The sequence below is a fragment of the Natrinema sp. CBA1119 genome (assembly GCF_002572525.1).
In the GTDB taxonomy this organism is placed as follows: domain Archaea; phylum Halobacteriota; class Halobacteria; order Halobacteriales; family Natrialbaceae; genus Natrinema.
Genome location: NZ_PDBS01000001.1, coordinates 2,489,982 through 2,504,186, shown reverse-complemented (window position 1 = coordinate 2,504,186; position 14,205 = coordinate 2,489,982). Strand labels below are relative to the sequence as shown.

General features: G+C 64.0%; 14 protein-coding genes. 7 read left to right on the top strand and 7 right to left on the bottom strand.

The features are described from left to right. The first annotated feature begins 215 nt into the window (after positions 1 to 215). The 5 genes from CP556_RS12375 to CP556_RS12355 all read left to right on the top strand — a co-directional run bounded on the left by CP556_RS12375 (position 216) and on the right by CP556_RS12355 (position 7,011). Positions 216 to 1,097, top strand: a complete 882-nt coding sequence (locus CP556_RS12375; protein ID WP_098725900.1) for an esterase/lipase family protein — start codon at positions 216 to 218, stop codon at positions 1,095 to 1,097. A 282-nt stretch (positions 1,098 to 1,379) separates the two neighbouring features. Further along, on the top strand, positions 1,380 to 2,639 hold the full coding sequence (locus CP556_RS26635; protein ID WP_255291451.1) for an RICIN domain-containing protein: 1,260 nt from the start codon (positions 1,380 to 1,382) through the stop codon (positions 2,637 to 2,639). A gap of 422 nt (positions 2,640 to 3,061) precedes the next feature. Then, positions 3,062 to 3,946: an esterase/lipase family protein gene (locus CP556_RS12365; RefSeq protein WP_098725899.1), complete on the top strand. Its 885-nt coding sequence runs from the start codon at positions 3,062 to 3,064 to the stop codon at positions 3,944 to 3,946. Between the two features lie 570 nt (positions 3,947 to 4,516). Beyond that, positions 4,517 to 5,749 carry an RICIN domain-containing protein gene (locus tag CP556_RS12360; protein WP_098725898.1) on the top strand — a complete coding sequence of 411 codons (1,233 nt, stop codon included), beginning with the start codon at positions 4,517 to 4,519 and terminating at the stop codon, positions 5,747 to 5,749. Positions 5,750 to 6,135: 386 nt separating this feature from the next. Further along, complete coding sequence (locus CP556_RS12355; protein ID WP_098725897.1) at positions 6,136 to 7,011, top strand: lipase/acyltransferase domain-containing protein; 876 nt, start codon at positions 6,136 to 6,138, stop codon at positions 7,009 to 7,011. A gap of 327 nt (positions 7,012 to 7,338) precedes the next feature. On the opposite strand, the gene aspS is transcribed toward CP556_RS12355, so the two are convergent. Then, the gene (aspS, locus tag CP556_RS12350; RefSeq protein WP_098725896.1) at positions 7,339 to 8,643 is read right to left on the bottom strand and encodes an aspartate--tRNA(Asn) ligase; all 1,305 of its coding nucleotides are present in this window, start codon (positions 8,641 to 8,643) and stop codon (positions 7,339 to 7,341) included. Positions 8,644 to 8,729: 86 nt separating this feature from the next. On the opposite strand from aspS, the gene CP556_RS12345 reads away from it, so the two are divergent. Beyond that, entirely contained in the window at positions 8,730 to 9,503 is a 774-nt protein-coding gene (locus CP556_RS12345) for an SIR2 family NAD-dependent protein deacylase (protein WP_098725895.1), read from the top strand. A 21-nt stretch (positions 9,504 to 9,524) separates the two neighbouring features. Here the strand turns inward: CP556_RS12345 and CP556_RS12340 are convergent, their stop codons facing one another. The 6 genes from CP556_RS12340 to CP556_RS12315 form a co-directional block, all read right to left on the bottom strand. After that, positions 9,525 to 10,178 (bottom strand): helix-turn-helix domain-containing protein, encoded by a 654-nt coding sequence (locus CP556_RS12340; protein ID WP_098725894.1) that lies wholly within the window; start codon positions 10,176 to 10,178, stop codon positions 9,525 to 9,527. A gap of 65 nt (positions 10,179 to 10,243) precedes the next feature. After that, positions 10,244 to 10,945 carry a phosphoglycerol geranylgeranyltransferase gene (locus CP556_RS12335; protein ID WP_098725893.1) on the bottom strand — a complete coding sequence of 234 codons (702 nt, stop codon included), beginning with the start codon at positions 10,943 to 10,945 and terminating at the stop codon, positions 10,244 to 10,246. A gap of 330 nt (positions 10,946 to 11,275) precedes the next feature. Beyond that, entirely contained in the window at positions 11,276 to 11,449 is a 174-nt protein-coding gene (locus CP556_RS25965; RefSeq protein WP_176548179.1) for a hypothetical protein, read from the bottom strand. Between the two features lie 339 nt (positions 11,450 to 11,788). Next, positions 11,789 to 12,979 carry a threonine synthase gene (locus CP556_RS12325; protein ID WP_098725891.1) on the bottom strand — a complete coding sequence of 397 codons (1,191 nt, stop codon included), beginning with the start codon at positions 12,977 to 12,979 and terminating at the stop codon, positions 11,789 to 11,791. A gap of 214 nt (positions 12,980 to 13,193) precedes the next feature. Beyond that, positions 13,194 to 13,370 (bottom strand): 50S ribosomal protein L37e, encoded by a 177-nt coding sequence (locus tag CP556_RS12320; RefSeq protein WP_098725890.1) that lies wholly within the window; start codon positions 13,368 to 13,370, stop codon positions 13,194 to 13,196. Beyond that, on the bottom strand, positions 13,367 to 13,594 hold the full coding sequence (locus CP556_RS12315; RefSeq protein WP_098725889.1) for an LSM domain-containing protein: 228 nt from the start codon (positions 13,592 to 13,594) through the stop codon (positions 13,367 to 13,369). Before CP556_RS12315 ends, CP556_RS12320 begins: the two co-directional genes overlap by 4 nt. 239 nt (positions 13,595 to 13,833) lie before the next feature. Between CP556_RS12315 and CP556_RS12310 the strand changes: the two genes are divergently transcribed. Further along, the gene (locus CP556_RS12310) at positions 13,834 to 14,148 is read left to right on the top strand and encodes a hypothetical protein (protein WP_098725888.1); all 315 of its coding nucleotides are present in this window, start codon (positions 13,834 to 13,836) and stop codon (positions 14,146 to 14,148) included. Positions 14,149 to 14,205 lie beyond the last annotated feature (57 nt).

The following is a 14,205-nucleotide window of genomic DNA, read 5'->3' as shown; positions in this document are numbered from 1 at the left end:
CGTACCACGCGGGTAGGTGCGAAAGCGCGCACCGGAAACGCGACACATTTCGACGCGACGCGTTCCGCCGAGAGCGGTCGGGATCGGATCGTTCCGAAACGCGTTCGCCTGAACGGTACCATTCCAGCCATAGACCGCTCTCGGTATTGTTTTAAACACGCTCCATATAGAAGAGAAAATTGCATCATCTATCATGTGATACCACTGCACGTCGCATGACAGACAACGACAACCTCGGCGAACAGCCGGCAACCGACGAATCGACGACCGACCGACGAACCCTCCTGAAGGCCACCGGAACGACCATCGTCGGCGGCGCGGGTCTCGCCGCGGCGTCCGGCTCTGCGTCCGCACAGTTCCTTGGCGGCCCCGAAGTGATCGAAGTCGACGACGGCCTCTTCGGCTGGAGCGCCGACGGCAGCATCCCCGTCGCGGACGAAGTGCTCGTGTTCATTCACGGCTGGTTTGGCGATAGCACCGTCGAGAGCCAGACCACCGACGTGCAAGACTCCCTCGAGTCCGGCGGCTATTCACCGGACGAGACCGTGGCCATCGAGTGGCCCGGGACCACGCTCAACTTCATCGGTGCCGAGGCCGATACCGAGGACGTCGGCGAGGTCGTCGCCGGCCTCGTCGAGGAGTTCTACGACGCCGGCGGCGGGAACATCCGCCTCGTCGGTCACTCGCTGGGTGGGCGCTGTGTCTACTGGACCGCGACAAAGCTCAGTAGCGGCTACGAAATCGAGACCGTCGCGGGACTCGGCGCGGCCGCCGACGGCTCCGAGATCTGTGGCGACCCGTGGAACCCGGGGCTCAGCAACGCCTGCGAGGTTCGCAACTACCACTCCCAGAGCGACTCGACCGTCGGCTCCGCCTACGGCGGCTGGGGCGATACCGCTCTCGGGACCGAGGGTGCGGGCTGCAATCCTGGGGCGAACTACAGCGACATCGACGTAACCTATAGCGTCGGCAGCCACCTCGCGTATCTGGGTGACGATGCCGTCGGTTCGGACCTCGCCGATGCGATCAACGCCGGTTCCTGTTCCAGCAGCGGCGGTGGCGACGGCGGCGATGACGGCGGCTGGTTCGACTTCTAACTCCCGGTAGACTGCACTGATTTCAGGGCGTACCGACCAACTGCTTGAACTTGACACACTCGTTTTTCCGGTAGCCGACGGCGAGCAGCCGTCAGTTTCGGTCATTCAGGTACGCCGACCAGCAGCGATGCTCACCCGTCGCTCCTGCTCGACCGGCAACTGGTAATCGGAGGTGTTGATAGAGGGGGACCAATCCCTAATATTTCATCATATGGGCCTTGAATGTGCTCAGAAGAGCGGGGGAAGAACCAATCGGCTCGTACCGAAATGAGAAAGCGTCGCATGTCAGACAAGCACACCCCCGACGAATCGCATTCGATCGATCGACGAACGCTCCTCAAGTCCACCGCAACGACCGCCATCGCGGCCGTAGGGGTCGGCACCACAGCGGGGTCGGCCGCCGCGGACACCGACAACATCATGGAGGTCGACCTGCGGGGCGGAATCCCGCCGGTGTCGGCGGCACCGCAGGGCGAGGACGAGGTGATCTTCAACGTCCACGGCTACACCGGGTCGTCGGCCAGCGTCAGCCAGTCGCAGACGCTTCAGGACACGCTCCGCCAACTGGGCAACACCGAGACGGTGACCGCGGTCACCTGGGACGACAGCGGGCTCCCCAGTTCGGCCGAGTCCAGCGCCCGCCAGCAGGGCGCGGACTTCGCCGACTGGATGGAGGGGTACATCCAGGCGAACCCCGGCACGACGATCCGGATCCTCGGCCACTCGATGGGCGGGATCGTCACGTTCGAGTTCCTGGCCGCAGCCGAGGGTCGCTTCCGGGTGGCAAACGCCGACACGATCGGCTCCTACGAGGTCACCGACGCGCCCTGCGAAGGGTCCGCGTTCCACACGGCGATCGAGAACGTGGCGAACTTCTCCGGGAACTACTACTCGACGAACGACTCCATTGCACGACTCGGTAGCGGGCCGGCCGACTGTGGCTGGGGCGGCGGCTCGCTGCCCTCGAACTACGCGGACGTCGACGTCAGTGGCTCCGTCGGCAGCCACACCACCTACAAGGCGAGTACCGGCTTCGGGCAGGCGTACCTCAGTAACTTCGCACCCGCCGTCGACCGCGGCGGCAGTGGCGGCGGTGGCGGGTCGGGCGCGGAAATCTCCGAGGGGACCTACCGGCTCACGAACGTCAACAGCGGAAAGCTGCTGGAAGTCGCGAACGCGGAGACGAGCGACGGCGCGAACGTCCAGCAGTACGCCGACACCGGCCACCCGACCCAGGAGTGGGTGGTGAGCGACAACGGCGACGGCACCTACACGTTCGAAAACGCCAACAGCGGGAAGTTCCTCGAGGTCGCGAACGCGGAAACGAGCGACGGCGCGAACGTCCAGCAGTACGTCGACACCGGCCACCCGACTCAGGACTGGATCGTTCTCGACAACGGCGACGGGACGTACACCATAGAGAACGCCAACAGCGGCAAGGTAGCCGATGTCTTCGAGTCAAGCACGGCCGACGGTGCCAACGTGGTCCAGTGGTCCTCGAACGGCGGTCCACAGCAGCGCTGGACCCTCGAGCAGATCTGATCCATCGACCGTAACGGACGCGCTCTCTGATCCATCGATCGGATAGTCGAACACGCGGGAGTCGCCAGCGCCACCGAGCGACTCCCCGTCGAGCACCGAGAGGGGGTATCGTCACCACCCGGACAGTTCACAATTCTCGACTCGGTCGCATCCCTCGGTCCCATATTCCGATGCTCTGAACGGCACCAATACTCCATCCGAAACAGGAGATCCATCGGTAGCGATTCGGTGACAGCCGTGCTCGAGTCGCCGTTCCGGCCGATCAGAACCGTTCGAACGGCCGCTCCAGTGTGAATAATCGTAGCAAAAATAGTTGTTTTTCCAATTAATAGTATCTAATTGCTATATCGCCCATGTATTAAACACACTTCGTATAGAAGAATTAAACCCAACCATCGCGCATCCAAACGAGTGGGTGTCGTATGACAGACACCGACCGTCCTGCCGAGGAGAAAACGACCGACGAATCGCAAATGACCGACCGGCGAACGCTCCTAAAGGCCACTGGAACGACCATCGTTGGCGGAGCGGGGCTGGCCGCCACGTCCGGCTCTGCATCCGCACAGTTCGGCGGCCCCACCGTGATCGGAGTCGACGACGGGCTCCTCGGCTGGAGCGCCGACGGCAGCATCCCCGTCGCGGACGAAGTGCTCGTGTTCATTCACGGCTGGTTTGGCGATAGCACCGTCGAGAGCCAGACCACCGACGTGCAAGACTCCCTCGAGTCCGGCGGCTATACGCCCGACGAGACCGTCGCGATCGAGTGGCCCGGGACTACGCTCAACTTCGTCGGTGCCGAGGCCGACACCGAGGACGTCGGCGAGGTCGTCGCCGGTCTCATCGAGGAGTTCTACGATGCCGGCGGCGGGAACATCCGCCTCGTCGGTCACTCGCTCGGTGGCCGCTGCGTTTACTGGACCGCGACAAAGCTCAGTAGCGGCTACGAGATCGAGACCGTCGCGGGACTCGGCGCGGCCGCCGACGGTTCCGAGATCTGTGACGACCCGTGGAACCCCGGTCTCAGCAACGCCTGCGAGGTCCGGAACTATCACTCCGAGAACGACTCGACCGTCGGCGGCGCGTACGGCGGCTTCGGCGACACCGCCCTCGGGACGGAGGGCGCGGGCTGTACCCCCGGGGCGAACTACACTGACGTCGACGTGACCTACAGCGTCGGGAGCCACCTCGCGTATCTGGGTGACACTACCGTCGGTTCGGACCTCGCCGCGGCCATCAACAGCGGCTCCTGTACCAGCGGCAGCGGTGGCGACGACGGGGACGACGACGGTAGCTGGTGGAGCTTGTAATCGCGGCCGATCCCATCCACCCGTCCCGGTAGCGATCCGAAACCAGTGAGAGTCGTCCGAATCGTTTTTCTTCGCCAACGCGTCTCTTCGGAACCCCGTTACGGTATCCACTCTCGTGTCCGAAATCAGGAGCCGCTTCGGGTATCCGGACGATGGCTCGAACTGGTTCTCCCGTTCGGCATCCGGCCGTCCCGACCGTGTTCCGGTTCCGATCGCATCGTCCGGGAGTGAATGCACTCGAGCGTCTCTCGGCGAGTGCCCCGTTCTGTCCCGGTAGCGGGCCCGCCTCCCAGCACCCGACGGACGCGTTCTTCGTTCTACAGAACGGTATAACGGCATGAACGTATTACGCCCCTACCGCCGGCAGCACCGCGGTTGACGCTGTTCGCCGTGAACGGTCACTCGAGTTGTGCGGGCCACGGCGATCACGACTGCAATCTTCGACACCGATCCGTACCGCTCCTCGATTCGCGAATCCAATCGAGTCAACGGACGAACCGGATAGTTATAAATAAATTCAATATTGAATGATAAGGAAAAATACCGAAGACGATAGCGGATTACTCGAAGATGAGTCACGACAACGACCGAGTCGGCTCGACTGGCGAATCGATCGAGACAAACCGACGGACGATGCTGCGCCTCAGCGGCGCGGCCGCTGCCAGCGCGACCGGACTCGCGGCGACGAGCGGGGCGGCGAGCGCCCAGTGGTCCTCGAGCGGCGTCGACGAGTTCGATCTCGACGGCGTCGGGGCCGCGGATGAACTTCCCAACAGCGACGAATCCGAGCTGGTGATTTACCTGCACGGCGGCGGCGTCAGCGATAGCGCCGGCGATCAGGGCCAAAGTCTCCAGGACGGCCTCGCCGACGCCGGCTACGACACGACCGTCATCGCGGGCGTCTTCAGTACGGATGCGGTCGGTATCGGCGAGGAGAGCTCCGAGGCGTCCGAGAATCTGGCCGACCTCATCGAGGACTACGACGATTCAACGGGCGGAACCATCCGGATCGTCGGCTACTCACTGGGCGGCATCGTCACGATGCAGACGCTCAACGCCCTCGAGGACGGGTCCGCGGTCGAGACGGCCGCGTCGTTTGGGACGGGGACGCCGGATTCCACCGTCTGCGAGGGCGGTGTCTACCACGACGGGATCGCCGCCAGCGCCGCGGCGTTCCGGGCGTACGTCTCCGAGAACGACTCCGCCGTCCAGTCGATGAATGCCCTGTATCCGGACTGTGCCGGCAGTTCACCGCCGGCCAATCTCACGCGCATCGACGTGACCAACGACGTCAGCGACCACCTCAGCTACCTCGATTCCACCGTCGTTATGGACGATCTGGCGGCCAGTTTCGCCGGCGGAACGTCCGCACAGATCGCTGAGGGGACCTACCGACTCACCAACGCCAACAGCGGGAAATTCCTCGAGGTCGCGAACGCGAACACGAGCGACGGCGCGAACGTCCAGCAGTACGCCGACACCGGCCACCCATGCCAGCAGTGGGTCGTCAGCGACAACGGCGACGGCACGTACACGTTCACGAACGACAACAGCGGGAAGCTGCTGGAAGTCGCGAACGCGGAGACGACCGACGGCGCGAACGTCCAGCAGTGGGGCGATACCGGCCACCCGACTCAGGACTGGATCGTCCTCGATAACGGCGATGGGACCTACACCCTGGAGAACGCCAACAGCGGCAAGGTCGCCGAGGTCTACGAGGGGAGCACGGCGGACGGTGCCAACGTGAACCAGTGGTCCTCGAACGGCGGTGCGTGGCAGCGCTGGACCCTCGAGCAGGTCTGATCCGGAACCCGACCACGCTGCACGGACGCGGATAGTTCGGACGGTGGCTGGAGGTAGTCGGATGATCCACCGCGGTCCGTCGGCGAATCCAGCCGGCCGGACTTGCGTATCCGTCGGCAGCCTCCTTTCGTCAGGCTCGTCGATCCATCGACGTATCGTACGCGCTCTATGAACGATCTATCGGATGTTCGAACGACTGGATATCGCAGAAGCGACCACTGTCAGGCGTCGGCGCGCATTGCTAACGGCCGGGATCGGCCGTCGATTGATGCGGACGGGCGACTGCCGTCGAAAGGTCGGTCGATTCACATCTTGGCCCCATATTAATACATTCATATTATAGTGGAAAATAATATCTTCGCAGGCGGGGTCGTATTCACCGCATCATGGCAGATACCGATAGTAATAGAACGTCGGAATCGGACGGTTTGACCACGTCAACGCGACGAGCGCTATTGAAGGCGACCGGAACGACGATCGTCGGTGCGACGGGACTGGCAGCGACGACGGGGTCGGCGTCGGCACAGTTGCTCGGTCCCGACATCGAAGTGATCGACGTCGGAAGTAGCATATTCGGTTCGGGCGCCTTTCAGTCCCTTCCCGTCGAAGACGAACTGTTCATCTTCGTCCACGGCTGGTTCGGCGATACGACCGTCGAAAGCCAAGCCGAGGACGTCGCCGAGTCGATGATCGACGCCGGCTACGAAGCGGACACCTACGTCGCGATCGAATGGGACGCCACGACAATTAATTTCGCGGGTGCGACCGCCGAGACGGAAGACGTCGGCGAGGAACTCGCCGAAATGCTCGAAGGTTTCTACGACTACGGCGGCGGCAACGTCCGTCTCATCGGACACTCGCTGGGCGGTCGCGTCGTCCTCGAGACGATAAACGAGATCGGTCCCGGCTATACGGTCGAGACCGTCGCACCCATCGGTGCTGCTGCAGACGGAGACATGGTCTGTAGTGGTGGAATCGGTGGTGGTGAGTGGTACGACGGTATCGAGGACAACGCCGAGGAAGTCCGTAACTACCACTCCGAGAACGACACGACCGTCGGATCGGCCTACGGCGGTCTCTTCGGTGCCGCGCTCGGTAACGACGGTGCGGGCTGCCCATTCGACACCCCAGACAATTACACCGACGTCGATGTCACCTTTAGCGTCCTCAGTCACCTGGGCTACCTCGGAGACGACGAAGTCGGTTCCGACCTCGCCGAGGCAATCGAGGACCAGGACAGCGGTCTGGGCTGGTTCAGCTAGTCACCCCCGCGATCGGGGTCGAACCGCTGTGCGCCGCGACGGCGGAACCCCCTCTCGGCGGTGCCGGCTCGGTGTCTGTACAGTTGTTCAGCGACATCGACATCACCTCGAGCGGTTACAGTCACTTCGGGTTCCTCGCGAGTGGTTACAGTCACCTCGAGAATCCGACGTGCTGGGCCGCTGGCGATCGGGCGAGACGAACGAAGTGAGTCTCGCCGGCTCTCAGATTTGTCGCCTCCGGCGACAAACGCTGCCGATCTCTCGGGAACACAGGTGGACTCCCTCCGGTCGTCCAACGAGCTCCCGATCGGCGAACAGCGACTTCGCCTATGGCGAGAGTCGCTGCCGATCTCTCGGGAACAACACGGCCTCCCGAATGTTATCCAATCCGAGAAGCGTCATGACGAGCCGCTCGCCGCCGAGCCCGAAGCCGGCGTGGGGCGGCATGCCGTACTTGAACATCTTGGTGTAGTACTCGAACTGATCGGGGTCGAGTCCCTGCTGTTCGAAGCCCTCGATGAGCTTCTCGTGGCGGTGTTCGCGCTGGCCGCCCGACACCAGTTCCATCCGCGGGTGCATCAGGTCGAAGCCGGTCGACAGCTGCGGATCGTCGTCGTGATCCTTGATGTAGAACGGCTTGATCTCGCTGGGCCAATCGGTGATGAAGTAGTGGCCGCCGACGTCGTCACCGAGGGCCTTCTCGGCCTCCGTCGAGAGGTCGTCGCCCCAGACGAGCTGCTCGTCGAGTTCGCCGGTCGCGTTGATGCGCTCGAGGGCGTCCTCGTAGCTGATACGCGGGAACGCCTCGTCGGGTGCGCCGAACTCCTCGGTGAGATCGAGCGCCTCGAGTTCGTCGGCGCAGTTTTCTTCGACGGCTTCGTACGCGGCGCGGACGACGCCCTCGACGACGTCCATCGCGTCGTTCTGATCGCAAAAGGCGCCCTCGAAGTCGATCGAAGTGGCCTCGTTGAGGTGTCGCGGCGTGTTGTGTTCCTCGGCGCGGAAGATCGGGCCGATCTCGAAGACGCGCTCGACGTTCGAGCCGGCGATGAGCTGCTTGAACAGCTGTGGCGACTGGTTCATGAACGCCTCCTCGCCGAAGTACGTGATCGGGAAGAGTTCGGTGCCGCCCTCGGTGCCGGTCGCGACGATCTTCGGCGTGTTGATCTCCGTACAGCGGAACTCGCGGAACTGCTCGCGGACCGCGCGCAGGATCTCCGAGCGGATCTCGAAGACGGCCTGCACCTCGTCCTTTCGCAGGTCGAGGGTGCGGTTGTCAAGTCGTGTCGAGAGATCAGCGTCGACCTTGCCGGAGGGATCGAGCGGCAGTTCCGGATCGGCAGGCGCGACGACCTCGACGGACTCGGGCGTGATCTCGACGCCCGTCGGCGCGCGCGGTTCCTCCTCGACCGCACCGGAGACTTCGACGACGCTCTCGCGGGAGACGCCCAGTCCCGTCTCGACGAGGTCCTCGTCCATCTCGTCTTTCTCGAACTTGATCTGGATCTTGCCCGTCGTATCTCGAAGGATCAGGAATGCGATGCCCCCGAGATCACGGATCTCGTGGACCCAGCCGGCGACCGTCGCGTCGTCGCCCGGCTCGGCGTCGGCAGTGTAGGTTCTGTCCTGCATATCACCTGATTCACGCAGGCGGAACTTAAGCGCAGTCGTTCGCACCGAGGTGAATCGTTTTGGCGGGTCGGCACGACGACCGATGTATGAACGACCTCGAGCGACTCGCCGCCGACGTCCGAAGTGCAGACACGGTCGTCGCCTTCACCGGCGCGGGGATCTCGGCCCCCTCCGGCGTACCGACGTTCCGGGGTAACGACGGCGTCTGGGACCGGTTCGACGAGGGACAGTTCGCCTACGGTCGGTTTCAGCGCGATCCCAAGGGGTTCTGGCAGGACCGCGTCGAACTCCAGCGAGTGATGTTCGACGAGGAGTACGAGCCGAACGCGGCCCACGAGGCGCTGGCCGAGATGGGGCGAGACGGCGACCTCGAGGCGATCCTCACCCAGAACACGGACGGGCTCCACGGCGACGCGGCCGCGGCGATCGACGACGGCGCGGAAATTGGCGAACCGACCGTCCTCGAGTTACACGGCAACTCACAGCGGGTCCGCTGTACGGACTGTGGGAAACGCAGGGACGGCGATCCAATCTTCGAGCGCGCCACGAATGGCGAACTACCGCCGACCTGTGACTGCGGCGGCGTGTTTAAACCCGACGTCGTCCTCTTCGGCGAGCAGCTCCCGGGCGCGGTCATCCAGCGAGCGCGGTCGCTCGCTCGCGAGAGCGACGTCTTCCTCGCGATCGGCTCCTCGCTGGTCGTCGAACCCGCCGCCTCGCTCCCCCGAACGGCCGCCTCGACCGGTGCGACGGTTGGGATCGTCAACCTCGAGTCGACGCCCTGTGACGACATCGCGGACGAAGTCTATCGCGAGAACGTGACGGATACGCTTCCTCGGCTCCAAGAACTCGTCGGCTGAGACTCCCCAAGACCCAGCGGCTCACTCGACGACCCGGTCCGCGATCAACTGCGCCTGCCCGCGGCGGAGCCGTTCGCTGACGGCCTGATTCGAGATGCCGAGCTGGGCGGCGATCTCGGACAGCCCCGTCTCGCGGGGAACCTCAAAGAACCCGTATTCGTAGGCCAGCGCGAGTGCCTCCCGCTGGGCGTCGGTCAGCGTGGCTCCGCGGTCGCGACCCCGGTGCTGACGGTCGTCGTCGGCGAGTCGCTGTAACTCGAGGGAGACGCCCTCGTTCGCGAGGAACTCGTGATAGCGACCGAACGAGTCTCGATCGGGAAAGCGCATTTCGACCTCCCAGCGCCCGTCCGACCCCCGACAGTCGAGTAATTCGCCGCCGGCGTCGACCCAGGCACGATACGCACCGATGACATCCGTCTCGCTCCGTTGCAACCGGTATCGGCTCTCGCCGTCGGCACCGCTGATCCGCTCGAACTCGGCGATCGTCCCGTCGGCCGCGAGCGCTCGGTCGAGTCCGTCGCGATCGCGACAGCGAACCCGACAGAACGCGATGGGGCGGTCAGGATCGAGGGCGTACTGGCGCTCGAGTTCCACGTCGATCGACGGCAGGGCCTCGAGTGTCGGCCCGAGGAGGAGCCCCGACGACGACGCCTCGAACGCGGCGAGGAGACTCATGCAGGGTCGTCTGATACGGAGAGACAAAACAGTTGAGGCTACTTTGACGGGGGAAAGGGGGACAGTTACGTGTCGTTCGCCGCCGCGACGGTTTCCCGAACCGCCTCGATTCCCTCGTCGTGTGCGAGGTCGCCGACGACGATCACGTCGGCGTACTGGGCCATCGAGTACGCGGAGTCGTAGTCGTGGATGCCACCGCCGTAGAACAGCGTCGACTCGTCGGTGGCCTCGGCGGCGGCTTCGACGACGCTTTCGTCGCCAAGCTTACCGGAGTACTCGACGTAGACGATTTCCTGGCCGAACATGTGTTCCGCGACCGTCGCGTAGGCGGCAACGTCGTCGGCGCCGAGATCGCAATTGGCCTCCGTCAGCTCCGCGACATCGGCCTCGGGGTTCATCACGACGTAGGCCTCCGTCGTCGTCCGGTCCCAGTCGAGTTCCCCCTCGAGTCGGACCCACTCCTTGTGAGCTTCGGTGATCCAGAACGGCGACCCGGCGTTGAAGACGGTCGGGATGAGGTAGCCGTCCAGCGCGTCGTCCTCGAGGACGACCTCGGGGTTCGACGGCTCCTGGTAGAGCGCGACGTCGTGTTCGGCACAGGCCTCGATGACCGCGCTCATGTTCTCCTCGGTGATTCCCATGGTGCCGCCGACTTCGATCGCGTCGGTCCCGGTCGCACAGAGATCGCCGTAGGTCACGCCCGCCGGTAACTCCTTGTCCGGATCGAGCTTGAGAATATGGTTCCAGTCGTCCCAGGGGGTAGTCATACTGCGTCGTTTCCCGACAACCAGCAAAAGCGCTACGAAACGACCCCCGTCTCGAGTTCGACTGTGAGACCCTCGAGACGGGGTCGAAACCGGATTCGACCTGTCGGTCCGCTCGCGCGCCACACGACGAGGCCGGTCGCGTTCGGTGGCGGTTTCCGGTACCGGGCGATCGGTTCGTGACGCGGCGGTGAATCGGCGATCTCGAGGCGGCTGCAAGTGCTCGGCGCACTCGGCGCGATGACGCCGGCATCATACGGTCTGGTGTGCCGACGTATCGGCGCAACCACAGGAGTTCTCGGTTGCGCCCGAAATGACTGGCACCAGTCCGTATTACAGTTTCTCAGCGCTGACGGCTCGCATCGAGCTGTCGTTCTCGACTTCCCAGATTCGCAGTACGAGGTGTGCCTTACAGTAATATTCGGCGGTCTCGAGACCGGTCTCTCCGTTCTCGAGGACGAGCTGGCACGTGTCCCCGTTCGAACACTCTGGTGAATGTTCACACATTGGTACTCGTCTCGTCTACACCCCTCGCAGGCAAGACCTTGTCGGTGAAAGAGTTCGGCTTTCTTGGCCGGGCCGCTTTCCGCTACCGGTTCGATCGACTCTACTCGGCGGTATCACTCGTTACTGCACGGTCGTGGGTGGGTCGACAGCCGATGACGAGTCCCAGCGCGGAGACCGCCCAGCGTTCCCAGTCGAAGTGCGAGACAGCGTTCCCAGTCGAAGTGCGAGACAGCGTTCCCAGTCGAAGTGTGAGAGAGCATTCCCGATCGGGGTGCGAGATCGCATTCCCGGTTACGGCAGGAGAGTGCGCTCCAGATTGTAGTGCAAGATCGGATCGACCTAGACACCTTGACTCATCAGGTGGCTGCGCAACACGTCGGCCTCCTTGTTCCCGGATCCCGTGTTGACGATGACGACCGTCTCGTCGCCGTCGAACGCGCCGCGCTCCGCGAGCTCCCACGCGCCGCTTGCGGCCGCCGCCGCGCTCGGGATGAGTTCGAGTCCCGTCGTCTGGGCCACCCGGACGGCGGCCTCGAGGATGTCCGGGTCCTCCGTCGCGACTGCACCGCCGCCGCTCTCGCTGAGCGCCTCGAGGACTCGCGGACTCGCCGCGGGATCGGGAATCTCGAGTTCGCCGCAGATCGTGTCGGGGTGTTCGACCGGCTCGTGCTCGTCACGGTCGTCGTCGAACGCCTCGACGATCGGCGCACAGCCCGACGCCTGGGCGGCGTAGAGAGCGGGCAGATCGTCGATCAGACCCAGTTCCCGAAACTCGCGTGCGGCCTTGGCGAGCCCGACGAGCCCGGTGCCGGCTCCCGTGGGATAACAGATCGCGTCGGGAACGTCCCACTCGAGTTGTTCTGCAATCTCGTAGAACAGCGTCTTCGCGCCCTCGTGGCGGTAGGGCGTGTCGAACGATCGGAGGGAGTACCAGTCGTCGTGTTCGGCGAGCGCCTCTTCGAACGCGCCGGCGGCGTCGCCGAACCGGCCGCCGACGACGTTCATGTCGCCGCCGTGGACGTTGACCATCGCCTTGTTCGTAAAGCCGGATCGGGATGGGAGATACGCGTGCGAATCGAGCCCTGCTCGGCCCGCGTAGGCCGCGACAGCCTGTCCGCCGTTGCCCGTCGAGGGGAGCGCAACGTCGCTCGCGCCGTGGTGGACGGCCGCGGTGACGGCCACCGATGCGCCGCGATCCGTGCTCGAGCCGGTTGGGTTCCGTCCATCGTCCTTGATCAGCACGCGCCCGACCCCGAGTTCGTCGGCCAGATCGGGACAGTCGACCAGCGGCGTCGCTCCCTCCGCGGTCGTCACCGCCGACTCGCGAGCGAACGGGAGCAGTTCCGCGTAGCGCCACTGGGAGTCGAACGGGCGGTCGACGAGCATCTCGCGATCGAGGTCGATCGCGTCGTAGTCGTAGGTCGACTCGAGCGCGCCGCCGCAGTCCGGGCAGCGGTGGGACTCGGAAGCGTCGACGGCGGCCCCGCAATCGATGCACTCGAGTCCGGTAAAGGCGTCTGTCGTCTCCATACGCGACTGTTCGCGGCTCCGAACTAAGGGCTGTTCATCGGCGACTCGGTCCCAGCGAGAGGGAACCGAGTGACGGGGGTGAGAAGTGAAATCGAGAGGTGGGGCCGAGGGACAGAGCGAGAGACGGACTCAAGGGATCGGGGCGCGGTCGAGAATAGCAGTGACTACGCTGTGATTCGAGAAAACGGCAGAATCGAAGGGGAGAACGGAAAGTTCAGTTGTCGCCGGTCTTCGACTGCCACTCGTAGCTGCGGCGTTTGGCGGACGTGCCGAAGCCACACGACGAGCACTTTTTCTTTTTGGTATGGTAAGACTTCTCTCCGCAGCGACGACATTTGGTGTGAGTCGTCTTGTTCTTCTTTCCTTGGCTCGGGGTTCCTGCACCAGTCATGGAGTTATCGAAACGACGTTGTCGCCGCGTATAATGGTTGTGTCTTCGACCGGCGCCTCGTCGTCGACTCCGCCCTCGACGGGAACCGTCACATCCTCGAGCACCAGATTCATGTGCTGATCGTAGCCGGCGAGTTCGCCGACGTGTTCGTCGCCACTCTTGAGTCGCACCGTCACGCGTTCGCCGAGCGACGCCTCGAGGACGTCCAGCGGTCGTCCACTCATACGCAACACCGCTGGTGACGGACACTTAATCGTACCGGTCCGGAGCCCGATTCCGGTCGGACGAACGACGCTACCGTCTGTCGCGGGAACCGACGGCACAGCACGCCTGTTCCATCCGGCGATTTTGTGGCCGATACGGGCGAGTGTAAAAGACGGCGAACACCGTAACAGCTCCTTACACACCTCACTAACGTATACCTAACCAAACGTCTAAGTGTGCACTCGTGGACCGTCCACTCATGGGAGACAAGAAATTCACCTTCGTAGAGTTGCATTTCGACGGCGAAGCACAGTTCGGACTCGGACCGATCGGCGAGGCGTTGCCGATCGGCAGCACCGAATCGACAGCAGAGACAGACCTCGAGACAGAGACCGAAACCGACGAGGGCGCGGCCACGGGAGACGAGTCGGGCGGTAAGGGCAAAAGCGCCGCCGGCGCGCTGGTCGCGCTCGTCGTCCTCGTCGGCATCGCCGTCGCCGCCAGAAAGTTCCGCGGCGGCGACGAGGAATCGGACCTCGAGACCGAACCGGAACCCGACGTCATCGTCAACTGATCGTCGGCGTCCGAAGCGGGCCGTCGGCTGATCAGTGATCGCCGATCGCCGATCGGT